The following is a 25001-nucleotide window of genomic DNA, read 5'->3' as shown; positions in this document are numbered from 1 at the left end:
GCGCGTCACCTTCCCGCGACGGCGTCGGCGACGGGCGTGTCACCGGAGACGAGCTCCAGCGTCCGGTGCACGGTCCCCGGGGCGTCGAGCAGGGCCGCGATGACGGCGGCCACGTCGTCGCGGGGCACGGAGCCCGGCGGGACCTCCGGCGCCAGCCTGACCAGGCCGGAACCCGGGTCGTCGGTCAGCCGGCCCGGGCGCAGGACCGTCCAGTCGAGGTCGCGGGCGCGCAGGTCGTCCTCGGCCCCGGTCTTCGCCTTGATGTAGGCGGCCCAGACCTCGTCCCTGCCGGGCGCGGGCGGCTTGCCCGCACCCATGCTCGAGACCTGGATGAACCGTCGCACGCCGGCCGCTTCCGCCGCGTCGGCGAGCAGCACGGACGCGCCCTTGTCGACGGTCTCCTTGCGGGCCGCGCCGCTGCCCGGCCCCGCGCCCGCGGCGAAGACCACGGCGCTCGCGCCCTCGGCGATCCGCGCGACCTCATCGACCGACGCCCGCTCCAGGTCGCACACCACGGCCTCGCCGCCGGCGGCCTCGACGTCGGCGACGTGGGCCGGGTTGCGCACCAGGCCCACGGCGCCGGCTCCGAGGCGCCGCGCCAGGCGCAGTGCTATCTTCCCGTGGCCGCCCGCGATGATGATCCGCATCGTTCCCCATGGTGTCGTGGCTCCTCCGCTCCCTGCGGGGAGCGGCTTGCCCGCCCCCGGCTGAGGGCGGCGATCAGACCGCAATGCCCGTTTTCGCGCACCCTATTCCCCCGCCGGATGACCCGGCGTCTCTCACCGGCGGGCGGGCACAACCTCAGGCGGCCGTCCGGCATCGGGCAGCCGCCGGCGGGTATGGCAGGGAGGACGTTCTCGCCGGCCTGCCGGACGGGCTCGAGGAGCCGGGTGTACGGCAGGCGGGGCGTGGTGGGAATATCCCTCCGAACGCCCGGGCTGGATCATGCGTACCCCCCACAGAGGAGATTCACTATGGATTTGGCAGACATCGGCGTCACCGGCCTGGCCACCATGGGACGCAACCTGGCCCGCAACCTCGCCAGGCACGGATACGCGGTGGCGGTGCACAACCGCTCGTACAGCCGTACCCAGCAGCTGATCAAGGAGTTCGGCGGCGAGGGCACGTTCGTGCCGTCCGAGGAGCTGGCCGCGTTCGTGGCCTCGCTGAAGCGCCCGCGCCGGGCGATCATCATGGTGAAGGCGGGGGCGGGCACCGACGCGGTGATCGACCAGCTCACCGACCTGATGGAGCCGGGCGACATGATCGTCGACGGGGGCAATGCGCACTTCCAGGACACCCGGCGGCGCGAGGCGGCGCTGCGCGAGCGGGGCATCCACTTCGTCGGCACCGGCATCTCCGGCGGCGAGGAGGGCGCGCTGCTCGGCCCGAGCATCATGCCGGGCGGGTCGAAGGAGTCGTGGGAGGCGCTCGGCCCGATCTTGCAGGACATCGCGGCCCAGGTGGACGGGGTGCCGTGCTGCGTGCACGTGGGCCCCGACGGCGCCGGTCACTTCGTGAAGATGGTGCACAACGGCATCGAATACTCCGACATGCAGCTCATCGCGGAGTCCTACGACCTGCTGCGCCAGGCGCTGGGCGCGACGCCGGCCGAGCTGGCCGAGGTGTTCAGGGAGTGGAACCGGGGCGACCTCGACTCCTACCTGATCGAGATCACCGCGGAGGTGCTCGACCAGGTGGACGCCGAGACGGGCAAGCCGTTCGTGGACGTCGTGGTCGACCAGGCCGAGCAGAAGGGCACCGGCCGCTGGACCGTGCAGAGCGCGCTCGACCTGGGCGTCCCGGTGACCGGCATCGCCGAGGCGACCTTCGCCCGCGCGTTGTCCGGCCACCCGGAGCAGCGCGCCGCCGCCGCGTCCCTGCAGGGGCCGAAGCTGTCGGGCGTCGGTGGGCGCGAGCTGATCGAGGACGTGCGCCAGGCCCTCTACGCCTCCAAGATCGTGGCGTACGCGCAGGGCTTCGACCAGATGGCGGCGGCCTCGAAGGAGTACGGCTGGGACCTCGACCTGGGCGCCATGGCCACCATCTGGCGCGGCGGGTGCATCATCCGGGCCAAGTTCCTCGACCGGATCCGGGCCGCGTACGACACCGACAGGCAGTTGCCGACGCTGCTCGCCGACCCGACGTTCGCGGCCGTCCTGGACGCGGCGCAGGAGTCGTGGCGGCGGGTGATCACCACGGCCGTGCAGATCGGCGTGCCGACGCCGGGCTTCTCCTCGGCGCTGGCCTACTACGACGGGCTGCGGCGCGACCGCCTGCCCGCGGCGCTGGTGCAGGGGCTGCGCGACTACTTCGGGGCGCACACCTATCACCGGGTCGACAAGGAGGGCGCCTTCCACACCGACTGGTCCGGCGACCGCGCGGAGCGCCCGGCCTGACGAGGTCGCCGCCGGGCCGGATGACCGGAGGGCTTGCGGCGTGCGGGGCGGGGACGAGGTCGTCCCCTCTCCACGCGTGAGAACGCCGACGGCGACACAGCGGCCGGTGTCGTCGAAACGGAGCTGCTCGTGGTCGCGGCAGGCGGCGGTGATACGCGTGAGCGCCCGGCGTCGGCCTCCCCGGACGGCGGGCACGACGCCGCGCTCCAGGCGCCCGAGGCGCCGGCGGGCGACGTCCGGGCGTTCTTCGCGGTCTCTGACCGTCCGGGATGGATTTTCGCCGGCGTGGCCCCGTAAGCTCCCACAATGCGCGATCTAGGTGAGGACCCCCGGCCCGCCCGGGGTGCGGTACACGAGATCCATACCCTCCACGGGCCCGCCACTCTGGCCTACTCCCCCGACCTTGACGGCATGGCCGACCCCGGGGAGATCGTCTGGGCCTGGGTGCCCTACGAGGAGGATCCGTCGAGGGGCAAGGACCGCCCCCTGCTGGTCGTGGGCCGCACCGGGCGCAGGCTCCTCGGCATGATGTTGTCCAGCAAGGGCGACGACGGCCCCGACTGGCTGGAGCTGGGCTCGTGGGGCCGCGACGACCGGGTCTCCTACGTACGGCTCGACCGGGTCTTCGTGCTGGACGAGGACGGCATCCGGCGCGAGGGCGCGGTGCTCGACGGCGAGCGCTTCGCCCGGGTGGCGGCCAGGCTCATGAAGACCCACGGCTGGGACGCCGGATAGCTAGCCGTTCGCCGCGTCCGGGCAAGGCGGGCGGTAGGCGAGACCGGGGAAGTGATCGGGCCACGCGTCCCGGATGAGGCCGGGGCCCGTCAGGGCGCAGACGCGGCCGGCGACGCGGCCGGCGTCGGGGTCCCACAGACGTACCGTGTGATCGGCGCCCGCCGTGGCCACCGTGCGGCCGTCCGGGCTGAACGCGGCCGCGCGGACGGCGTCGGTGTGTCCCGTGAGGCGGGCCCGCAGGAGCGGCCCGCCGGCGCCGGTCAGGCGCCACAGCCGGGTCGTCCCGTCCTCGCCGGTGGTCGCGAGGAACCCGCCGTCCGGGCTGAACACCACCGAGGTGGCGCCGCCGCGGTGGCCGCCGAGCCGGGAGATCGTGCGCGGCCTGGCCGGGCTGGTGATGTCCCACAGGCGCACGCTCTGGTCGAAGCTGCCGCTGGCCAGCGTGCGCCCGTCGGGGCTGAACGCGACGGTGTAGACCTCGTTCGTGTGCCCGGACAGGGTGGAGACGGGCTCCGGACGGCCCGGATCGCTCAGCCGCCACAGGCGGACGGTCCTGTCGAACCCGCCGGCGGCCAGCAGGCCGCCGTCCGGACTGAAGGCCACGGAATAGACGGCGCCGGGATGGGTGCTGATCGTCGTGATCAGCTCGGGGCGGCGCGGGTCGGCGACATCCCACAGGCGGACGGTGTTGTCGAACCCGCCGCCCGCCAGGATGCGGCCGTCGGGGCTGAACGCGACCGTGCGCACCCTGGCGGTGTGGTCGCTCAGCGTGGCCAGCGGGCGGGGCGCCTTGAGGTCGGACACGTTCCAGAGGCGGATGGTCTCGTCCTCGCCACCGCCCGCGAGCATTCCGCCGTCCGGGCTGAACGCCAGGGCATAGGAGGTGCCTGCCGGGCTGTCGAGCGCGGGCAGGGGCACCGGCCGGTACGGGTCGGCGACGTTCCACAACCGGACCTCGCGCCCGTCGCCGGCCGTGGCCAGGACGCGCCCGCCCGGCCGGAAGGCGACGGTACGGACCGCCCCTCCGTGACCGGCCAGGACCGGGCCGGCCGAGTCCCACAGGTTGACCGTGTGGTCCCAGCTCGCGCTGGCCATGGTCGAGCCGTCAGGGCTGAACGCCAGCGCGGACACCGTGCCGCTGTGGCCGGTCAGCACGGTGGCGGAACGGGCGGGGTCGCCGACGTCGCTGATCCTTACGGTGTGGTCCCAGCCGCCCGTGGCGACCCGGAGTCCGTCGGGGCTGAACGCGACGGCGATCACCGGCCCGGTGTGGCCGGTGATCGTGGCGAGCTCGCGCGGGCGGCGCGGGTCGGCGACGTCCCACAGCCTGGCGGTGCGGTCGTCGCTGCCCGTGACGAGGGTGCGGCCGTCGGGGCTGAACGCGGCCGTCCCGACGTCCTCGCCATGACCGGTCATCGTGGCGAGGTGGCGCGGGGCGGCGGGGTCGCGGACGTCCCAGACCCGGACGGTGTCGTCGTAGCTGGTGGTGACCAGAGTCCGGCCGTCGGGGCTCAGCGCGACGCCGTGGACGACCCGTTCGTGGCCGGTCAGGGTGGCCAGGCGGCGGGGCCTGCCGGGGTCGCGGACGTCCCAGAGCCTGGCCGTGCCGTCGTCGGAGCCGGTGGCCACGAACCGCCCGCCGGGAGCGAAGACGATCTCCCAGATCGGCCCGTCGTGGCCGGTGAAGGCGCCCAGCAGCCGGGGCGCGCGCGGCTCGGTGATGTCCCACAGACCCACCGAGCCGTCGAGCCCGGCGGTGGCGAGCCGCCCGCCGTCTGAGCTCAGGGCGACGGACTCGACGTCGGGCCCGTCGGCGCCGAACGCCGCCAGGAGCCGCGGCCGGCGCCGGTCCTCCAACGCGAACAGGCGCACCCCGTCGTCGCCCGCGCTGACCAGCAGACGCCCGTCGCCGCTGAACACGGCCCGGTTGACCCCGTCACCCGCCCTCACCCTGATCGCGTACGGGGCCGCGAACGCGGCCAGCAGCCCGCTGCGCGTCTCCACTGTGGGGGCCAGGCGGAAGGCGGCCAGGCTGAGCTGCGCGGCCCGCGCCGGTTCGGCGACCCGCTGCGCGGCGGCCTCGTCGGCGGCCTGCCGCGCGATCACGGTGTTGCGCTGCTCGGTGGCCGCTCGCTGGTTGATCACCGCGATCACCGTGGTGGCCACGGCCAGCACCAGCAGCACGGTCAGCAGCGCCACCATGCGGCGCAGCCGGCGGCTGCGGCGGCGCGCCCCCGCCTCCTCGGCCGCCCTCGCGGCCAGCCCCGCGTCGAGGAACTCCTGCTCCAGGCCGGTCAGCGCGGTGTCGCCCGAGGCCGCCCAGTCCTGGGCCGACTGCAGCCGGGTGCCGCGGTAGAGCAGCGAAGGCTCGCGGTTCTCCCGCCGCCACGCCTCGGCCGCCTCCCTGAGCTGCCTGCGCGTCCGCAGGCCCGCCCGGTCGGCGAGGATCCATTCGCGCAGGCGCGGCCAGGCCCGCAGCAGCGCCTCGTGGGCGAGCTGAGCGTGGTCGGCGTCGAGAGTGAGCAGCCGTGCCCGGACGAACGACTCGACCACCTCGGCCGTGGCCGGGGCGGGGAAGTGCGGCTCGGGCAGCGAACGCAGGTCGACCGGCCGGCGGGCCTCGACGTTGTCCTCCCCCACGCACACCATCTGCAGCAGCACCCGGCGGGCGATCTCCTGACCGTGCGGATCGAGGCCGCGGTAGACGTGCTCGGCCGTGGCCGCGACGGCCCCGCTGATGCCGCCCGCCGACCGGTAGCCGTCCACCGTCATGGTGTTGCCCTTACGCCGCGCCCACGTGGCCAGCAGCGTGTGGGAGAGCAGCGGGAGCGCGCCCGGCTCGTGCACCGGGCCCGTGCCGTAGTCGGCCGTGCCCGGCAGGACGCCCATGTCGCGCAGCAGCAACTCGGCGAGGCCCGGCTCCATGGTCAGGCCCGCCGCCCGGGCCGGACCGGCGATGATCTCGCGCAGCTCCGGCAGGGTGAGCGGGCCCAGCGGGAGGTGGCCGTCGCGCAGGCTGCCGACCAGCTCGGGGTAGGCCAGGCAGTGGCCGTAGAAGTCGGCGCGCAGGCCGAGCACGACGAGCGCGGCTCCGGAGGTGGCCAGGGCGTGCACGGCGGCGAGGAACGTGTGCCGTTCCGCGGGATCGGAGCACAACGTGAAGACCTGCTCCAGCTGGTCGACCACCAGCACCAGCCGCCGCTCCGCGGCGCACTCCCCGGACGCGCCGAGACCGGCGCCGACGGGTGCCGGGCCGGGATCAGGCACGGCCGGTGAGGGACCGAGGCCGGGCGCGGCCGGTGGTGGGCCGGAGGTATTGTCGAGCATCGCGCGTACGTGTGCGGCGAACCGGCCGGGACCCTGCCGCAGGGACCTGGCCAGGGAGGGGACGTCCAGGCCGGCGCCGTCCCCGATCCTGCCCAGCAGTTCGTCCACCGGGCGCTCGCCGGGCACGAACAGCAGGACCGGACACGCCTGCGCTCCCGGCAGCGCGCCGCGCCTGAGCGCCGCCAGCAGGCCGGCCCGCAGCAGGGACGACTTCCCCGCTCCCGAGGGGGCGACGACGGTGAGCGGCCCCCGCCCGTCCGGCCGCCCGGCGAGCCGGGCGACCAGCACCCCGACCGCGTGCTCCCGTCCGAAGAACCATCGAGCGTCCTCAGGCTCGTACGCGCTCAACCCGCGGTAGGGGCAGGCCGCCGACTCGCGCTCCACCAGCCCGGCCAGCTCGCCACCGGTCCGCAGCGCGCGGTCGCACCCGCGCGCGACCCCCGGCGTCAGCCCCTTCTCCCCCGTCTCGACCTTGCTCAGATAGCCCTTGCTGTAGTTGGTCAGCCGGGCCAGCTCGTTGAGTGACAGCCCGCGCTCCAGCCGCAACGCGCGCAACCTGGCGCCGTGATCGATCACTCACTCACTGTAGTTGCCCCGGCGGGCGCGGCGCCCTCGAATTTTCCCGGCCGGCTGGTTCTGACTTGTCCGGGTTTCCCTGTCGCCCGCCGCGTGAGGCGATGGGAAACGCCTTCTGCCGGCCCCTCCGCCGGCTCCACGATCGGTGCTGCCCGCCACCGCAACCCGGCGGTGCGGGTCGCTCAACACGATCGAGAGAACAGGAAGCACCATGCACAAGACGATCAAGACCGCCGCCCTCGCCCTGGTCGCCGCCGCCGCGCTGCCCCTGGCCGCCGTCCCCGCGCAGGCCGTGGCGGCCGAGGACGCCGCCCAGCGGGCGGTCCGGTACGACTTCCGGGTCCCCGGGGTCAGGATCTTCGCCCACCCCGACGGCGGGTCGACCCGGCACGGTCTCGGCTACCCCGGCCAGGGCTTCGAGGTGGACAACTTCGCCGCCGGCGCCTCGTACACGTGCGACAACGGCGTGACGACCCGCGACTGGGAGCACGGCAGGAACGTCGCCACGGGCGTCGTCGGCTGGGTGCCCAGCTGCAACACCGTCGCCTGACCCGTAGGGAACCGGAACGGTCTCCGGGTGCGGCGGCGAGCCGCGCCCGGGGGCCGTCCCGGCATGAGAAGGGCGTGGGCCGGTATCCGGATGGTAAGGGGACGACCCGGGCATCAGGCCAGTTCAGAGAGGCTGCGACGATTGGACCATGCGCGTTGTGGTGATCGGAAGCGGCATCATCGGGGCCGCCGCGGCCTACTACCTGACCGGCCGCGGCGCGACGGTGACGGTGGTGGAGTCGGGCTACCGGGGCCAGGCGACGGAGGCGGGCGCGGGGATCGTGTGCCCGTGGGTGGACCACGCGGAGGACGAAGCGTGGTACCAGCTGACCCGCGAGGGCGCCCGTGACTATCCGGCGCTGGTCGAGGAGCTGGGCGAGGACATCGGCTACGCCAAGGTGGGCGCCCTGCTGGTGACCGAGGAGCCGGCCGAGCTGGAGCAGGTACGCGCCCTGTTGCACCGCCGCTACCCCGAAGCGCCGGAGATGGGGGAGATCACCGACGTATCCACTCCGTCTGAGCTCTTCCCGCCGCTGTCCGACGACCTGAGCGCGATCCTCGTGCCCGGGGCGGCCCGGGTGAACGGACGCGCGGTCCGCGAGGCGCTCCTGCGCGCCGCCATCGCCCGGGGAGCGCAGGTCCGTACGGGCATCGCGACGCTCACGCCGGGCGGCGACGTCCTCCTGCGCCCCGTGGGCACGACCGGCGGCACCAGTCCCCTGTCCGGACCGGCGAACGGCGACGCCACGGCCGGACGTGCCGGGCCTGCCGGCGACGACACCGCGGCCGGGCCCGCGGATGACGGCCGTTCGGCCGGATCCGCGGGTGGTGGCACGTTGGCCGAAACCCCTGGCGAGGCCGCCACCGCCCGTCCGGCTGGTTCCGGCGTTCCCGCCGGAACCGCCCCGGGAACGCTCCCGGGTGGCCAGGCCGGGGCGGGGGCCACGGGCGGGCCCGCCGGGGCGGAGCGCGCGGGTGGAACGGCAGGTGCGGAGACCACCGGCGGGCCGAAGGCTGAGCACGCGGGTGGAACGGCGGATGCGGAGGTGACCGGCGCGCCGGAGGGTGCGAAGGTGCCGTTCCGCGGTGGCGAGCGGGTGGCCGGCGCGGGCAGCACGTCCTGGCGGCAGGCGACGCCGCTCGAGACGACGGACGTGCCGCTCACCGGCACGGGAGCCCACAGTTTCCCCGGTGAGGGTGTCCCGCTCGACGCGGACGTCGTCATCGTGGCCGCCGGGGCGTGGACGGGTGAGGTGTGCCGGCCGCTGGGTGTGAAACTGCCGATCTTCCCGAGGCGCGGTCAGATCCTGCACGTCACCCTGGAGGGCATCGACACGGCCTGGTGGCCGATCGTCCTGCCCAGGATCGGCCCCTACCTGCTGGGCTTCCCCGGCTCCCGCGTCGTCATCGGCGCGACCATCGAGGACGTGGGGTTCTCTCCGCGGGTCACGATGGGCGGGCTCGGCGAGGTGATCGATGCGGGGCTGCGGGTGGCGCCGGGCCTGCTGGGAGCGACGGTCGCGGAGACCAGGGTCGGGCTGCGCCCGGTGTACGCCCCCGGCTGCGCGCTCATCGGCCGCCTCACCAGCCGGGTGGTGGTGGCGACGGGTCTGAGCTCGTACGGCCTGACGGCGGGCCCGTTCACCGGCCGGATCGCCGCCGCTCTTGCCCTCGGCGAGGAACCACCCGTCGACCTCACCCCCTACGCGCCCGCCGTCGCCTGAACGCCCGCCCGCGTAACGCACCCCCTTCGCCGGCGCGACCCTCACCCGCCGCCCGTGCCGGCCGCTGCGCACCGGGGGCAGCCTCTCCTGCCGGAACGGCACCCGCTCGGGCATCAACGCCCCTGCGCTGGGCCAAGGGCGTCCCGCACTACGACGGCGATCTGACCGCCTACCGGCGCTACCTGATCAGCCATGAGGTCGGGCGCAGCCTCGGGCACGGCCACCGCCGCTGCCCGGGCCCCGGCCGCCCGGCCCCGGTGATGGCGCAACAATCCAAGTCGCTGGGCCGCCGCCGCCCCAATCCGTGGCCGTTTCCGGGTCGCAAATCTCGCGAAAAACACCAGACTGAAGATCGGAGACGCTGAAGGAAGGAATCGAATGATCACTATCGGCGCCGGCCGGGTACGCGGGTCAGAGCAGAACGGCATCTCGGTCTTCAAGGGCATACCGTTCGCGAAGACCCCGTTCGGGCCGCTGCGGTTCGCCGCGCCCGTGCCGCCCGAGCCGTGGGACGGCGTGCTGGAGGCCGTGCGGTTCGGCCCGCGGCCGCCGCAGCCGCCGATGATGCCCGGCCTGCCCGCGTGGAGCCCGGACGAGGGGCTCGACTGCCTCACCGTGAACGTCTGGACGCCCGACCCCGGCGGTTCCGGCCTGCCGGTCATGGTGTGGATCTACGGCGGCGCGTACCGCTCCGGCTGCGCCGACCTGCCCGTCTACGACGGCGCGACGCTGGCGGGCCACGGCGTCGTGGTGGTCACGTTCAACCACCGGGTCGGCATGGAGGGGTACGGCCACGTTCCCGGCGCTCCCGACAACCGGGGCCTGCTGGACTCGGTGGCCGCGCTGCGCTGGGTGCGGGAGAACGTCGCGGCGTTCGGCGGCGACCCGGGCAATGTCACGGTGTTCGGCGAGTCGGCGGGGGCGGGCGCCGTCGCCTGCCTGATGGCGATGCCCCTGGCCGACGGCCTGTTCCGGCGGGCCATCGCGCAGAGCGTGCCGGGGATGTTCTTCACGCCGGCGCACGCGGCGCGGGTCACGGAGGCGATCGTCGCCAGGACCGGTGGCAGGTCCCCGTACGACAGCCCCGCGGAGGTGCTGGTGGCGGCGGCGGAGGCGGTCGCCACCGAGGACATACCTGGCAATCCCCGCGAATGGGGGCCGATCGCGTTCGCCCCGATCGCGTTCGCGCCCGTGGTGGACGGCGAGGTGCTGCCCGACACGCCGTGGAACGCCCTGGCCGCCGGAGCGAGCCGTGACGTCGAGCTGATCGCGGGCTTCAACCGGGACGAGTACCGGATGTTCCACGTCATGGGCGGCGGGCGGTTCGACGACGTCGGGCGGGCCATGCGCGTCCTCGCGCCCGCCGGGGCCGAGCGTGCCTACCGCGAGGCGTTCCCGCGGGCGTCCGACGAGGACCTGTACGTGACGCTGCTGTCGGACTGGATGTTCAGGATGCCGAGCGCGCTGCTCGCCGACGCGCACACCGGCACGACCTTCGCCTACGAGCTGACCTGGGCTCCCACGCCGGTGTTCCGGGCCTGCCACGGCCTGGACGTGCCGCTCACCTTCGGAGCGCTCGACGACGAGCTGGCGCAGATGCTCGCCGGCGAGTCTCCCGACCTGCCGAAGCTGTCGGACCAGGTCCGCACGGCCTGGACGGCGTTCGCCGCCACCGGAGACCCGGGCTGGCCCCGGTACGACGCGGCGACCGCCGCCACCCATGTCTTCGACGTCGAACCCGCCGACCTCAACGACCCGGAGGCGGCCTCGCGCGCCGTCTGGTCGAAGCGGGGATTCTCCCCGATCGGCTGACCGCCGAGCCCGCGGCCGCGGCGGAGGTCAGGTGAGGCGGCCGCGCAGGGTGTGGACCACAGTAGGAACTATCGCGATATATCGTAGGTTGGGGAACACCGGGGAATCCCGCCGGGTTGAGCGGGACGGACTGAACTTCCAGGGGAGTGAGCGATGGCACGAATGCGGACGGCACGGCGCGTCCTCGCGGGTGGCGCGGCCCTCGCCGCAGCCGGTTGGGCACTGCGCGACCTACCCGCCGAGCTGGGCGTACGGCCGCTGACGTCGGGGCCCGACCGGGAGGGGCGGATACGGCGTTCGCCGCAGTTCAGGGACGGCGCGTTCGTCAATCCGACGCCGGAGACGGCCCTGGCCAGGCCGCCCGCGAGCATGCTGGGCGACCTGGCCAGGGACAGGGAGCAGCGCCGCCCCGGCGGCATCGTCCCGATGCGCGTCCCACCGTCCGGCCCGCCGCCCGCCGACGGCGTGCGGGCCGTCTGGTACGGCCACGCCTCCACGCTGGTCGAGATCGAGGGCAGGCGGGTGTTGTTCGACCCGGTGTGGAGCAGGCGGGCCTCGCCCTCGCACCTCATCGGCCCGAAGCGCCACCATCCGGTGCCCGTGGAGCTCGGCGAGCTGCCGCAGGTCGACGCGATCGCCATCTCCCACGACCACTACGACCACCTCGACCTGGCGACCGTGCGCGCGCTGACGCGGACGCAGAAGGCGCCGTTCCTGGTGCCGCTCGGCATCGGGGCGCACCTGGAGCGGTGGGGCGTGCCCGCGTTCCGGATCATCGAGCTCGACTGGAACGAGGAGGCCGAGGTCGCGGGGCTGCGCTTCGTCGCCACGGCGGCCCGGCACTTCTCCGGCCGGACGTTCACCCGCAACGACACGCTCTGGGGCTCCTGGGTGGTCGCGGGGGCGAGCAGACGGGTGTTCTACGCCGGCGACTCCGGCTATTTCGAGGGTTACCGGGGCATCGGCTCGGCGCACGGGCCGTTCGACCTGACGCTCGTGCCGATCGGCGCCTACAGCCCGGCCTGGCCGGACATCCACATGACTCCGGAAGAGGCCGTCAACGCCCATCTCGACCTGGGCGGCAGGCTGCTGCTCCCGGTGCACTGGGCGACGTTCACGCTGGCCCTGCACCCGTGGGCGGAGCCGGTGGAGCGGCTGTGGCGCGAGGCCAAGGCCCGCGACGTCACGATCGCCGTGCCCCGGCCGGGCGAGGCGGTGGACACCACGGCCGCCCCGGCGGTGGACGGCTGGTGGGAGACCCTGGCCTGACCGTCCGGCGTTACGGCCGGGGTGCCGCCGCACCCCGGCCGTACGACCACGCGGGAGACCCGTACGGTCAGGTCAGCCGCTGCGCCTTGCTCAGCAGCCGCTGCGCCACCACCACCAGCGCCAGGAACAACCCGCTCACCACCTGCTGGAACGCCGACGTCAGGTCGCCCACCTGGTTGATCAGGCTCTGGATCACGCCGAGCAGCAGCACCCCCGCCACCGTCCCCGTGATCCCGCCCGCTCCCCCGGTCAGCAGGGTCCCGCCGATCACCACGGCGGCGATCACGTCGAGTTCCAGCCCGATGCCGAGGATCGTGACCCCGGACGACAGGCGGGCCGCGTTGAGCGCGCCGGCCAGCCCCGCGAGCAGCCCCGACATCAGGTACACGGAGACCTTGGTCCGCGCCACCGGCACGCCCATGAGCGCCGCCGCCTGCTCGTTGCCGCCGATGGCGTAGACGTTCTGGCCGAAGCCCGTACGCTGCAGCAACACCATCGCGGCCAGCGACAGGGCGATCGTGATGTAGACGGGGTACGACAGGCCGAGCACCTGCCCCCGCCCCAGCTCCGCGAAGGCCGGGTCCCGCACCAGATACGTCGTGGCGCCCTCGTCGGAGATCGCCAGCATGAGGCCGCGCACCCCCAGCAGCCCGGCCAGGGTGACGATGAACGGCGCCATGCCCGTACGCGCGATCACCAGGCCCTGCAGCAGGCCGACCAGCCCGCACACCGCCAGCGGCAGCAGCAGCGCCACGACGAGCCCGTACTGCGAGCCGTACGCCGCCAGCACGCCTCCCAGGACGAACAGCGACCCGACCGACAGGTCGATGCCGCCGCTGATGATGACGAACGTCATGCCGATCGCGATGATCGCCAGGAACGACGACGACACCACCACGCTGACCGCGTTCCCCTTCGTGGCGAAGGAGTCGAACGCCAGGCTGCCCACGATCACGACCACGCCCAGCACCATGACCGCGCCGTGCTGCTGGAGCACCCGGCTCACCTGTCCGCGGTTCATCGGGTTGCACGCTCCCTGGTGGCGTAGACGGCGGCGAGGATGATGACCGCCTGGACCATCTGGGTCCAGGACTGCGGCAGGTTGTGTTTGATCAGCGTGGCCGCCAGCAGCTGCATGAGCAGCGCGCCCATGACCGTGCTCAGCACCCTGATCCGGCCGCCGGTCAGCGGGGTGCCGCCGACGACGACCGCGGTGATCGCCGACAGCTCGATGAACAGCCCGAGCGACGTCGGGTCGCTGGCCTGCAGGCGTGCCGTGGCGAGCACCCCGGCCAGCGCCGCGAGCAGCCCGGAGATCACGTAGACGATCAGCAGGACTCGTTTGACGGGCAGCCCGGACAGCTCGCTGGCCGACCGGTTGCCGCCGATCGCCACCACCTGCCGGCCGAACGTGGTCCGCCGCACCACGAACATCACCACGAGCGTGAGAGCCGCGGCGATCAGCACGATGACGGGGATCCCGGCGACCGAGCTGCTGCCCAGCGCGATCAGGTCGGGGTTGCGGAACTCGACCAGCTGCGGCACGAGCACGTTGGCCAGTCCCCGTACGCCGACCAGCAGCGCCAGCGTGGCCACGATCGGCTGCACGTTGACGTAGGCGACCAGCGCCCCTCCCACGGCCCCCACCGCGGCGCCGCCGAGCACGGCGACGAGCAGCGCGGGCAGCCAGCCGTACCCGAGGTAGAGGACGACGAGCGCGGCGGCCAGCGACATCGCCGAGCCGACCGACAGGTCGATGCCCTGGGTGCCGATCACCAGGGCCATGCCCAGGGAGACGATCACGATGGGGGTGACCTGGACGAGCTGGGTGCGGAAGTTCGACACGTCCAGGAAGTGCGGGGTGAACAGCACGTTGAACAGCAGCAGCGCCAGCACGGCCGCGTACACGCCGTAGTCCTGCACCCAGGCGAACACGCGTGGTTTCAGCTCGGCGACGCGGCCGCCGCCGTGGGTGGTGAGCTCAGCCATCGGACTGCTCCGCGATCGTCGCCATGATCCTCTCCTCGGTGACGTCGTCGCCCGACAGCTCCCCGGCGACCGCGCCGTCGCGCAGCACGAGGATCCGGTCGGCGCCCTCGACCAGCTCCTCCAGGTCGGAGGAGATCAGCAGCACGCCCAGCCCTTCCCCGGCCAGCTCGTCGATCAGCGCCTGTACCTCGGCCTTGGCGCCGACGTCGATGCCCCGGGTGGGCTCGTCGAGCAGCAGCACCTTGGGCCGTACGGCGAGCCAGCGGGCGAGCAGCACCTTCTGCTGGTTGCCGCCGGACAGCTCGGAGACGAGCTGGTGCGGCGAGGCGGCCTTGATCCTCAGCCTCCGCATGAAGATCTCGACCACGCGGTCGATCTTGGCGTCCGACACCACGCCGCCCCGGCCGAGCGAGGGCAGCGCGGCGAGCGCGATGTTCTCGCGGACGGACAGGGTCGGGATGATGCCCTCGGCCTTGCGGTCCTCGGGCAGCAGGCTGACGCCCGCGCGGATGGCCGCCGTGGTGGAGCCGGCGCGCACGGGCGCCCCGGCCACGAGCACCTGCCCGCCGTCCAGCGGGAGCGCGCCGACGATGGCCTTGGCGGTCTCGGTACGGCCGGCGCCGAGCAGCCCGCCGAGCCCGACGACCTCGCCGGGCCGGACGGACACGTCCACGCCGTCGAGGACGTGCCGCCGGGTCAGGCCGCGCGCCTCGACGGCCGGGGAGCGCCGGCTCCCCCCGCCGTCAGCGGAGCCGTCGGAGCCCGCACCCGCGCGGTCGCGGGAGAAGCGGGTCATGCCGTGCGAGCGGACCTCGTTCAGGTCGCGGCCGAGCATCAGCGAGATGAGCCGCAGGCGTTCCACGTCGGCCAGCGCCCCCGTGTGGGCGACCCGGCCGTCGCGCAGCACGGTCACCTGGTCGCACACCTGGTAGAGCTCGTCGAGGCGGTGGCTGACGTACATGACGGCGATGCCCTCGTCGCGCAGCCGCCTGATCACCCCGAACAGCGTCTCGACCTCGCGCGGCTCCAGCGACGAGGTGGGCTCGTCCATGATGACCACCCGCGCGTCGATGGACACCGCCCTGGCCAGGGCGACCATCTGCTGGGCGCCGACGCCGAGCGACCGCAGGGGCCGCCTGACGTCGGTCTCGACGCCGTAGCCGGCGAGGACCCGTTCCGCCTCGCCGTTCATGGCGGCGGAGTCGATCACGCCGAAGCGGCGCGGCTCGCGGCCGAGCAGCAGGTTGCGGGCCACGCTCATCATCGGGACGAGGTTGACCTCCTGGTAGATGGTGGAGATGCCGGCGCGCTGCGCGTCCATGGGGGTGCCGAAGGCGGCGGGTTCGCCCTGGTGGCGCAGCTCGCCGCCGTCCGGCTGGTAGACGCCGGTGAAGACTTTGATCAGCGTGGACTTGCCGGCGCCGTTCTCCCCCACGAGGGCGTGCACCTCACCCGGGCGGAGGGCGAGGGACACGCCGTCGAGGGCGAGCACGCCGGGGAAGCGTTTGCTGACCCCCCTGGCCTCGAGAACCGCTTCCAAGTCAGTACGCCTCACCGAGGGAGTCCTTGGCGTTGGTCGTGTCGTAGTCCCGGTCGGAGATGATCACCTTGTCGGGGATGGCCTCTCCGTCCAGGAACTTCTGCGCGGTCTCGAAGGCCAGCGGGCCGAAGCGGGGGTTCGACTCGATGACCGCGTGCAGCCAGCCGTCGGCGATGGCCTGGACGGCGCTGCGGGTGCCGTCCACCGACACGATCTTGATGTCGCCGGCCTTCTTGCCCGCGCCCTTCAGCGCGGTCACGGCGCCCAGGGCCATCTCGTCGTTCTCGGCGTAGATGCCGTTGATGTCGGGGTTGGACTGGATGAGCTGCTCGGTGACCTGCTGGCCCTTCTCGCGGGCGAACTCGCCGGTCTGCTCGAACGAGATCGTGATGTCCGGCGCCTTCTCCTTGACGCGGTCCTTGAAGCCGTTCGTCCGCTCGGTGGTGACGTTGTTGCCGGGGGCGCCGAGGAGGATGGCGACCTTGCCCTTGCCGCCGAGAGCGTCGATCATGCGGTCGGCGGCACGTTTGCCCTGCTCGTAGAAGTCCGAGCCGATGAACGTCAGATAGTCGCTGCACGGCTTGGCGTTGATCTGCCGGTCGACCGTGATGATCGGGATCTTCTTGGCGGCGGCCTGCTGGAGCACGGGCTCCCAGCCGTCGGAGTTGAGCGGGGCGATGACCAGGAGCTGCACGCCCTGGGCGATGAGCTGCTGCACGTCGGTGATCTGCTTGGAGAACTGCGACTGGGCGTTGGTGACCTTGAGGTCCTTGATGCCGAGCTTGGCCGCCTCGTCCCTGATCGACTTGGTCTCGGCGATCCGGAACGGGTTGGCCTCCTTCTCCGACTGGGAGAAGCCGACCGTGGCCGTCTCGAGGTCGAACTTCGTCCCGCCGAACTGTTCAAGCGTGCACGTGGGCCCGGCCGAGCCGGTGGGGGTCTGGACGACCTGCTGCCCGGCGGTGCCGGTGGCGGCGGGCGCGCTCTGCGGCTCCTCCGACCTGGCACAGGCCGACGCGGTGAGGAGCACGGCCAGCGTCAGCGCGGCTGCCCGGAGATGGGGGGTCATGGCGTTCCTTTCCTATCAGGAGCCGCGCCCGGGCCACGAGACCCGGGCGCGGCGGAGCTCAGGCGCAGGGCGGGTTGATCGCGCCCGTCAGCGCCTTGTGCGCGTCGTGGACGCGCTTCACGTCGGGCTTGGTGACCGCCCGGTCGTACGTCATCAGGCCGTTGATCTCGGTCTCGACGTCGGTCGTCTGGGTGTAGATCGCGGCGCTGAGCTGCTCGCAGGCGTGCAGCCGCTCCAGCTCCTCGATCATGCCGACGTAGCGGTCGGTGAGGGACTCGGGATCGGGTTCGACCGCGTAGCCCCAGCCGCCGCCGGACCAGGTGTGGCCGACCACCGGCAGGGCCAGCCCGCCGTACTCGCCGATCACGGTGGCCCTGGTCCCCTCGGGTTTGCCGGGGTTGCCGGGGCCGGGGTAGATGTGGAAGTCCTTGACGTCGCCGTTGCCGCCGTCCACGGCGCCGCAGCAGTTGACCCCGCTCATGTTGTTCACCAGGCGCGAGGGGTCCCAGCCCTTGACCAGGTCGGCGATGCGCGCCTGGTCGTACTGCCCCCAGCCCTCGTTGAACGGCACCCACATCACGATCGACGGGCTGCTGCGGTGCTGGTCGACCAGCTCGCGCAGCTCGGCCTCGAACTGGGGCTGGTCGTCGGCGCGCACGGTCGACGGCATGTCCTGCCAGACCAGCAGGCCGAGCTTGTCGGCGTGGTGGTACCAGCGGTCGGGCTCGACCTTGACGTGCTTGCGCACCGCGTTGAAGCCGAGCGCCTTGGTCTGCTCCAGGTCGTAGCGCAGGGCCTCGTCGGTCGGGGCGGTGTAGATGCCGTCGGGCCAGAAGCCCTGGTCGAGCGGGCCGATCTGGAAGACCGGCTTGCCGTTGAGGATCATCCGGTTGCCGGACACCTCGATGGAGCGCATCCCGAAGTACGACTCGACCTCGTCGTGCTCGAGCCTGACCTCCAGGTCGTACAGGTGAGGGTCGTCGGGAGACCAGAGCCTGGGCTTGCGCACCGGGATCCTGAGCTCCTCGCCGGTCCTCCCGGTGGCCCTGCCGACCACGCGCCTGCCGTCTTTGGCCGTCACGACCACGGTGCCCGGCGAGCCGTGCACCGTCACCTCGACCGCCTGGCCCGGCACGTCGGGCACCGCGTCGACGCGCTCGACGTGGTCCTCGGCGACCGGCTCGAGCCAGACGGACTGCCAGATGCCGGACACGGTGGTGTACCAGATTCCGCCCGGGTTGAGCCGCTGCTTGCCGAGGGCCTGGCTGCCGGCGTCGGACGGATCGTACACGCCCACGACCAGTTCCTGGCGGCCGTGGCGCTTGAGCGCGTCGGTCACGTCCACGCTGATCCGGTCGTAGCCGCCCTTGTGGGTGGTGACCTGCTTGCCGTTCACGTAGACGGCGGCCTGCCAGTCCACCGCGTCGAGGTGGAGCAGGACGCGCTCGCCGCGCCAGCCGCGCGGCACCTCGAACGTCCTGCGGTACCACATGCGCTCCTCGTGCCGGCCGATGCCGGACAGCTGGGACTCGACGGGGTACGGCACGACGATGCGTTCGGGCAGGTCACGCCCGATGGGCGCGGCCTCGCCCTCCTTGGCCGGGCCGAACTGCCAGGTGCCGTTGAGGCTCTGCCAGCGGTCCCTGACGAGCTGCGGCCTGGGGTACTCGGGCAGCGGCTTCGCCGGGTCGACGTCGTCGGCCCACTTGCTGCGCAGGATGTAGGCGGAGGCGTTGTGCACGTAGCCGTAGGTGTAGGCGGCCAGCTCGGTGCCGTCGGCGTAGGTGATGCCGCCGGTGCCGTCGTAGCCGGTGCGCACGGTGTTGCCGGCCTTGGCGGGGATCGGGTGCTTCAGCTTGAGCTCGACGGTCTCGGGGCTCTTCAGGGTCGCCGCGGTCACGGGCCAGGCCGTCCCGCCGACGGTGACGGCGAGCTTGCCGGCCGCGCCGGCGGGCAGGTCGGCGAGCGCCTTGGGGAAGGTGAGCGTGGCGACGTCGCCGGCCTCGCCGAGCCGGGCCTCGGCCGGGCCCCCGGGTTCGAAGTCCTCGGGCAGCGTGAACGCCTCCGCGGGCACGACGGCCTTCGGCTGGCTCGGGCTCTCCCACCGCAGCCGCAGGTGGGCGCCGCCGTAGTGCTCGAAGTACTCGACCTTGACGTCGTACTTCCTGCCGGCCTCCAGGGCGATCGGGGTGCCGGTCTGCTCCTTGTCCCAGTCGTCCACCCAGTGGTCGATGATCGGCTTGCCGTCGATCCAGAGGCGGAAGCCGTTGTCGCCGATCATGGAGAAGGTGTAGGTCTCGGAGTGCTCGGGCTGGATCTGCCCGGTCCACCGGACGGTGACGTCGTCCTCCCTGCCGGTCAGCATCGTGAACACGGGGTTCAGGTCGGCCAGTTCCAGGTTGGGGTCGACGACGCTCGCCTTGAGCTCGGCGAAGTCGAAGGCGCCCGCCGCCGAGGCGAGGTAGTAGTCGCCGCGCAGGCCGTGCCGCTCGACCGCGGCTGGGGCAGAGGCGGAGGCGGGCGGCGGCACCTGCCATAAGACGGACATCAGGACGGCGAGCAACAGCACGAGGGGCTTACGCAACGGGGGGTCCTTTCGATGCGCTGATCACGTTCGGACAGCTTTTGACCCTGACATGCTCCAAAGTAAGCACTGCCGGACCGAGCCGGTCAAGATTTCCGATCAGATTCGTTCGCGTTCGGTCAGAGGTGAACGCATGTTGGCGCGTCGAATATGATCGGGACGTGAGCGACACGCAGAGCGACGGCCGCAGGCCCGTGTTCGCCGCCGAACGCAGGCAGCGCATCCTCGAGTTGGTGCGTGCCAACGGCGCGGTGTCGCTGCGCGAGCTCGCCCAGGCCGTCCGCTCCTCCGAGGTCACCGTCCGCCGCGATTTGCGCGCTCTGGAGTCGGAGGGCCTGCTCAACCGCCACCACGGCGGCGCCACCCTCCCGGGCGAGCTGTCGCGCGAGGCCGGCTACGCGCACAAGGTCTCGCTCGAGTCCGCGGAGAAGGCCGCCATCGCCGAGCTGGCCGCCGCGCTCGTGGAGGACGGCGACGCCATCGTGGTCGGGCCCGGCACCACCACGCAGGAGTTCGCCCGCCGCCTGACGCGGCACTCCGAGCTGGCCGTGGTGACCAACTCGCTGCTGGTCGCCCAGGTGCTGGCCGGCTCGCCGCGCGTCGAGGTGATGCTGACCGGCGGCACGCTGCGCGGGTCGATCCTGGCCCTGGTGGGCAGCGCGGCCGAGCACTCGCTGGCGGGGCTGCGGGTGCGCAGGGCGTTCATCTCGGGCAACGGGCTCAGCGCCGACCGCGGGCTGTCCACGCCCAACATGCAGGTGGCGGGCGTCGACCGGGCGCTGGCCGCGGCCGCCGAGGAGGTCGTCGTGCTGGCCGACCACACCAAGGTCGGCGTCGACACGATGGTCCAGACCGTGCCCGCCGACCAGATCGACCACCTGGTCACCGACGACTCCGCGCCCCGCGACGTGCTCGACGAGCTGAGCGGCCGGGGCGTGCGCCTGCACGTCGCCCAGTTCTGATCGCCCTACTGATCGAATGTGACAAACCCGTTACGGGAATGTTTTCTTGCTCGACCACCATCGAGGCGGAGGCAACCGTGCTACAGGTGGCAGGCGTTCTCAAGACCTTCCAGGGCGTCACCGCCCTCGACCACGTCACCATGTCCGTACGCCCCGGCGAGGTGCACGCCCTGGTCGGCGGAAACGGCGCGGGCAAGTCGACCCTGGTGAAGGTGCTCTCAGGGGTCTACCCGCCCGACGCGGGCGAGCTGCGCCTCCACGGTGACCAGGTCAGGTTCGCCGGCCCGGCCGACGCCAGGCGGGCCGGGATCGCCACGATCCACCAGGAGACCAACCTCGTCCCCACCATGAGCGTCGCCCGCAACCTGCTGCTCGGCAGGGAGCCACGGGGCCGGCTCGGGCTGATCGACTCCGCGGCCGTGCACGCCCGCGCCGAGGAGGTGCTGGCCGCGTACGGGCTGCGGGTCGACGTGCGCCGCCCGCTCGCCTCGCTCAACGAGGGCACCCGCCAGCTCGTCGCCCTGGCCAGGGCGGCCACCGCAGACGCCCGCCTGGTCATCATGGACGAGCCCACGTCGGCGCTGGAACACGCCGAGCTGGAGACCCTGTTCGGCGCCGTGACCCGGCTGCGCGAGGAGGGCCGCTCGGTCATCTACGTCACCCACCGGCTGGAGGAGCTGTTCGGCATCTGCGACCGGGTCACGGTGCTGCGTGACGGCCGGGTCGTGCACACCGGGCCGCTGGCGGGGCTCGACCGGCTGCGGCTGGTCTCGCTCATGCTGGGACGGCCGTTCCACCCCGTGGAACCGCCGCTCGCGGCCGGCCAGGCCGACGAGCCCGCCGACGTGCCCGTGCTGGAGGCCAAGGGCCTCACCCGCCACCACGTGCTCGACGGGGTGTCGCTGGCGATGCGGGCCGGCGAGGTGGTCGGGCTCGGCGGGCTGCTCGGCGCGGGCCGCAGCGAGACGGCCCGCGCCATCGCGGGCGCCCTGCCGGTGGACGCGGGGCAGGTGACGGTGGCCGGCGCGCGCCCGTCGCCGGGGGCCCGCAAGTGGTCGGTCAGGAGCGCCGTACGCGCCGGGATCGGCCTGGTGCCGGAGAACAGGAGGACCGAGGGCATCGTGCCCACGCTGTCGGTGCGCGACAACATCGCGCTGGCCGCGCTGCCCCGGCTGTCGCGGGCCGGGATCGTGTCCGACGCGCAGGTGGACGGCATCGTCGCGACGTTCATGAAGCGGCTGGGGATCAAGGCGGTCTCGCCCCGGCAGCCGGCCGGCGAGCTGTCGGGCGGCAACCAGCAGAAGGTGCTGCTGGCGCGGTGGCTGGCCATGCACCCCAAGGTGCTGCTGCTGGACGAGCCCACGCGCGGGGTCGACGTGGCGACCAAGCTGGAGATGCAGGCGCTGCTCGACGAGCTCGCCGTGGACGGGCTGGCGATCCTGCTCATCTCGTCCGACGTCGCCGAGCTGGTGGAGAACTGCGACAGCGTGGTGGTGCTGCGCGACGGCGCGATCACCGAGCAGCTGACCGGCCCCGAAGTCACCGAAGACCGCCTGCTGGCGGCCCTGGCCAAGGACTGACCGGTCAATAGACCGAGATGTGCGGGTGGTCGTAGTGGTTGGCCGTCGTGCCGCCACGGTCCGACATCGTGCGCCACGTCCCGGACCTGGCGTGCCAGATGCGCTGGCGATAGATGACGTACATGATGCCGAGCCGCTTGGCGTTCTTGATCGCCCACTTGGCGATCTGGTCACCGCGTTCGAGCTCCGCCGCCGACGGCATGGCGCCGCCGCGGCTCAGCATGAAGTCGCAGGCGCGCCCGAGCGGATGCTCGCCGCCGTCCTGGATCGCCCGGAAGCAGCCGATCCCGTACGGCACGTCGAACCGGTCCTCGATGAGCTTCCTGACCAGCCGCATCCTGGGCGTGATGTGGTCGGACCCTTCGGGCAGCTGCGGCACCCACGTGCCGTCGGAGCGCCGCACGCCCGGCGCCTCGTGCAACTGGTCGATCTTGTCCTTGATGCGTTCGATCTGCTTCTCGGCCTTCTCCTTGCGCTCCTCCAGGTCGGCCGTCGTGCGGGCGAGCTCCTTGGCGCGGGCGGCGGCCTCGTCGGTCGCCTGCCGGTGCTCGTCCCTGACCCTGGCGTGGTCGCGCAGCCTGGCGTCCTGCCGGGCGACGAGGTGCCGGGCCAGGGCCATCCGGCCGAAGAGGGCCGACGGCTCCCGCTCTCCCGACAGCAGGGAAAGGGCGCCGGGTTCGCCTCCGGTGTACTGGGCGACGGCCATGGCCCTGAGCTCGGTGGAGTGACGGTCGTACACCTCCTGGGCGGCGGCCAGCTTCTTCCGCGCGGCCTTCTCCGCCTTCTCGGCCTTCTCCCGGGCGATGCGGCTGCCGTAGTAGCCGGCGATGAGCTTGTCCGACTCCTTCTGCAGCCCGGCCAGCTCCTTCTTCAGCCGTTTGACCGTGGGCTTGGGGTCGGCCTGCGCGGGCGCCGCGACGAACAGCCCGCTGAGAAAGCCGGTGAGCAGGACGGAGAGAAGCACGGTGGCCCCGCTGCGTTCACGGGCAGGGCCGTACGACCGGACGGCGGGTGACGCAACCGCCACTGTTCTCCTCACTCGGAACCGCAGGGCGAGTTCCGGTCAGGAGTTATTCAGGCCGGGGGACGCCCTCTATTCGACGCCGATAGTAGACGATCATGGCCCGTGGCACGCAACTCACGGCCGTCTCCGCTCGCGCGACCGGCGTACCCCGCGGGCCACGATCTGCCGTCCGAGCAGCACCGACCCCGGCACCAGCACGACCCCGAGAAGGCTGGAGCCCAGGCCCAGGCCGATTCCGGCGTCCACCAGGCCGTCGCCGTCGCCGCCGAGCACCGGCAGGCCGAGCGACACCGAGACCGAGACCGACAGGAGCGGCTCCCTGTCCCGCGCCGGAGGGTCGGGCTCGTTCGTGCCGGGCGGCGGGTCGTCGGGCGGATCGTCAGGAGGGTCGGTGGCGGGCGGGTCGTCGGCGGTGGGCAGCGTCGTCGGCGGGGTCGTCGGCGGGGTCGTCGGCGGGGTCGTCGGCGGGGTCGGCTCCGGACGGCTTGTCCTGGTGGGCTCGCGGGTGGGCTCCCTGGTCGACGGGGGCGGCTCGGTGCCGGGACGGGTGGGGCGCGGCCTCACCACGGGCGTGTCCGGCCGGCCGACATGGGTGACCGGCGGCGTCTCCCTGAGCGACACGCTCGGCTCCGGCTCCGGCGAGGCCGGCGCGGCGGACGTCGGGGAGGCCGCCGTGGGCGTGGCCGGCGCCGGCACGGACGCGGACGCCGTCGCGGGCGGCGGAAGGGCGGTGCCGCTCCTCGTGCCGGGCGGATCGCCCAGGACCACGAACGCCGACACCACCGCCGCCGCGGTCGCCAGCACCAGCCCGCCCGTCACCGCGAACTTGGTCGCGGGCGCCATCGTGGTGTGGAACAGGCTCGTGGAGCCCCCGTCGGCCGCCGGCTGCGGCCGGGGCAGCAGCGCGGTGAGCGGCACGGCCAGGAGGCCGAGACCGGCCCGTCCCCGCTGCTCCCAGTCCTCCCCGTACGCGGCCAGCGCGACGCCCTCCAGCTCGGCCAGGAACACCCGCGCCGACTCCGGCCGGGCCGCGGGGTCCTTGGCCAGGCCGTGCTCGACGATCGGCCGCAGCGGCTCGTCCACCTCCTCGACCGGGGGCGGGACGTACTGGTGCTGGTAGGCCAGGGCGGCCACGTCGGTCCCCTGGAAGGGGCGATGGCCGGTCAGGCACTCGAAGAACACCAGCGTCGCGGCGTAGACGTCGGTCGCCGGGCCGGCCGGGGCCTCGTCCCACTGCTCGGGGGCCATGTAGGAGGGGGTGCCGACGAGGTCGGCCGTCTCGCCGACGTGCGCGGCCACGCCGAAGTCGACGAGCTTGCTCTCGCCCTCCTGGGTGATGATCACGTTCTCGGGTTTGAAGTCCCGGTGCACGACGCCGCGCTCGTGCGCCTCGGCCAGCCCGAGCAGCGCCCCCTTCAGCACCACGAGCGCCGACTCCGCTCCGGTCGCACCCTCGTCCGCCAGCAGCCGCCGGAGCGTGACGCCGTCGACCAGCTCCATGACGATGACGGCGTCGTCGTCGGCCTCGACGTAGTCCAGCACGCGGGCCGTGTGCGGGCTGTCGATCTCCTGGATGACCCGCGCCTCGGCCCTGAACCTGCCGGCGAACTCGTCGTCCGCGCGCAGCGGGTCGGACAGGTGCTTGATCGCGACGGCCAGCCCGTCGGAGTCGCGTACGGCGAGCATGACCCGCCCGGTCCCGCCGTGTCCGAGTTCCCGGATTTCGGTGTAGCCGGGAACGTCCATAGGGGACCTCCTGACCCGAAAAAGATCCTTATGTCAGGACGCTAACCCGGTGTAACACCGTGTGTCGACCCTCTTCGCCCGAGTGACCGGCCCCCTGCCGCAATCGATATCTTTCC

At 73.0% G+C, this 25001-nt stretch carries 18 protein-coding genes; 9 read left to right on the top strand and 9 right to left on the bottom strand.

Features of this window, described 5'->3' with window-relative positions; translation table 11 throughout:
• Positions 1-5: 5 nt before the first annotated feature.
• Positions 6-647, bottom strand: coding sequence for an SDR family oxidoreductase (locus tag ABGA98_RS17275; RefSeq protein WP_347619320.1), 642 nt, complete (start codon positions 645-647; stop codon positions 6-8).
• Between the two features lie 327 nt (positions 648-974).
• Between ABGA98_RS17275 and gndA the strand changes: the two genes are divergently transcribed.
• Both gndA and ABGA98_RS17265 read left to right on the top strand, forming a co-directional pair.
• Positions 975-2399 carry an NADP-dependent phosphogluconate dehydrogenase gene (gene gndA / locus ABGA98_RS17270; protein ID WP_347619319.1) on the top strand — a complete coding sequence of 475 codons (1425 nt, stop codon included), beginning with the start codon at positions 975-977 and terminating at the stop codon, positions 2397-2399.
• Between the two features lie 306 nt (positions 2400-2705).
• Positions 2706-3134 (top strand): type II toxin-antitoxin system PemK/MazF family toxin, encoded by a 429-nt coding sequence (locus tag ABGA98_RS17265; RefSeq protein ID WP_347619318.1) that lies wholly within the window; start codon positions 2706-2708, stop codon positions 3132-3134.
• Here ABGA98_RS17265 and ABGA98_RS17260 read toward each other — a convergent pair whose 3' ends face one another.
• Positions 3135-7037: a helix-turn-helix domain-containing protein gene (locus ABGA98_RS17260; protein ID WP_347619317.1), complete on the bottom strand. Its 3903-nt coding sequence runs from the start codon at positions 7035-7037 to the stop codon at positions 3135-3137.
• A 211-nt stretch (positions 7038-7248) separates the two neighbouring features.
• Between ABGA98_RS17260 and ABGA98_RS17255 the strand changes: the two genes are divergently transcribed.
• The 5 genes from ABGA98_RS17255 (at position 7249) to ABGA98_RS17235 (ending at position 12391) form a co-directional block, all read left to right on the top strand.
• Positions 7249-7587, top strand: a complete 339-nt coding sequence (locus ABGA98_RS17255; RefSeq protein WP_347619316.1) for a hypothetical protein — start codon at positions 7249-7251, stop codon at positions 7585-7587.
• A gap of 148 nt (positions 7588-7735) precedes the next feature.
• Positions 7736-9310 carry an FAD-dependent oxidoreductase gene (locus ABGA98_RS17250; protein WP_347619315.1) on the top strand — a complete coding sequence of 525 codons (1575 nt, stop codon included), beginning with the start codon at positions 7736-7738 and terminating at the stop codon, positions 9308-9310.
• Complete coding sequence (locus ABGA98_RS17245; protein ID WP_347619465.1) at positions 9307-9675, top strand: DUF3152 domain-containing protein; 369 nt, start codon at positions 9307-9309, stop codon at positions 9673-9675. Before ABGA98_RS17250 ends, ABGA98_RS17245 begins: the two co-directional genes overlap by 4 nt.
• A gap of 13 nt (positions 9676-9688) precedes the next feature.
• On the top strand, positions 9689-11122 hold the full coding sequence (locus tag ABGA98_RS17240) for a carboxylesterase family protein (RefSeq protein WP_347619314.1): 1434 nt from the start codon (positions 9689-9691) through the stop codon (positions 11120-11122).
• Positions 11123-11275: 153 nt separating this feature from the next.
• Positions 11276-12391: an MBL fold metallo-hydrolase gene (locus ABGA98_RS17235; RefSeq protein ID WP_347619313.1), complete on the top strand. Its 1116-nt coding sequence runs from the start codon at positions 11276-11278 to the stop codon at positions 12389-12391.
• A gap of 67 nt (positions 12392-12458) precedes the next feature.
• Here the strand turns inward: ABGA98_RS17235 and ABGA98_RS17230 are convergent, their stop codons facing one another.
• The 5 genes from ABGA98_RS17230 to ABGA98_RS17210 are packed head-to-tail and all read right to left on the bottom strand — an operon-like array spanning position 12459 to position 19573.
• The gene (locus ABGA98_RS17230) at positions 12459-13412 is read right to left on the bottom strand and encodes an ABC transporter permease (RefSeq protein ID WP_347619312.1); all 954 of its coding nucleotides are present in this window, start codon (positions 13410-13412) and stop codon (positions 12459-12461) included.
• Positions 13409-14380, bottom strand: coding sequence for an ABC transporter permease (locus ABGA98_RS17225; RefSeq protein ID WP_347619311.1), 972 nt, complete (start codon positions 14378-14380; stop codon positions 13409-13411). Before ABGA98_RS17225 ends, ABGA98_RS17230 begins: the two co-directional genes overlap by 4 nt.
• Positions 14373-15920 carry a sugar ABC transporter ATP-binding protein gene (locus ABGA98_RS17220; RefSeq protein WP_347619310.1) on the bottom strand — a complete coding sequence of 516 codons (1548 nt, stop codon included), beginning with the start codon at positions 15918-15920 and terminating at the stop codon, positions 14373-14375. Before ABGA98_RS17220 ends, ABGA98_RS17225 begins: the two co-directional genes overlap by 8 nt.
• Before the next feature lies 1 nt (position 15921).
• Positions 15922-16989 (bottom strand): ABC transporter substrate-binding protein, encoded by a 1068-nt coding sequence (locus ABGA98_RS17215; protein ID WP_347619309.1) that lies wholly within the window; start codon positions 16987-16989, stop codon positions 15922-15924.
• 58 nt (positions 16990-17047) lie between these two features.
• Positions 17048-19573, bottom strand: a complete 2526-nt coding sequence (locus ABGA98_RS17210) for a PA14 domain-containing protein (protein ID WP_347619308.1) — start codon at positions 19571-19573, stop codon at positions 17048-17050.
• Positions 19574-19734: 161 nt separating this feature from the next.
• Here ABGA98_RS17210 and ABGA98_RS17205 point away from each other — a divergent pair, with 161 nt between their 5' ends.
• Entirely contained in the window at positions 19735-20535 is an 801-nt protein-coding gene (locus tag ABGA98_RS17205; protein WP_347619307.1) for a DeoR/GlpR family DNA-binding transcription regulator, read from the top strand.
• Positions 20536-20621: 86 nt separating this feature from the next.
• Entirely contained in the window at positions 20622-22115 is a 1494-nt protein-coding gene (locus ABGA98_RS17200; protein ID WP_347619306.1) for a sugar ABC transporter ATP-binding protein, read from the top strand.
• A gap of 4 nt (positions 22116-22119) precedes the next feature.
• Here ABGA98_RS17200 and ABGA98_RS17195 read toward each other — a convergent pair whose 3' ends face one another.
• Both ABGA98_RS17195 and ABGA98_RS17190 read right to left on the bottom strand, forming a co-directional pair.
• Entirely contained in the window at positions 22120-23079 is a 960-nt protein-coding gene (locus ABGA98_RS17195; RefSeq protein WP_347619305.1) for a hypothetical protein, read from the bottom strand.
• 174 nt (positions 23080-23253) lie between these two features.
• Positions 23254-24885 carry a serine/threonine-protein kinase gene (locus ABGA98_RS17190; RefSeq protein ID WP_347619304.1) on the bottom strand — a complete coding sequence of 544 codons (1632 nt, stop codon included), beginning with the start codon at positions 24883-24885 and terminating at the stop codon, positions 23254-23256.
• Between the last annotated feature and the right edge of the window lie 116 nt (positions 24886-25001).

This window comes from Nonomuraea sp. B1E8, from assembly GCF_039871515.1.
Taxonomy (GTDB): domain Bacteria; phylum Actinomycetota; class Actinomycetes; order Streptosporangiales; family Streptosporangiaceae; genus Nonomuraea.
Note: the sequence above shows the minus strand (reverse complement) of the source record. Positions and strands in the feature narration are given on the sequence as shown.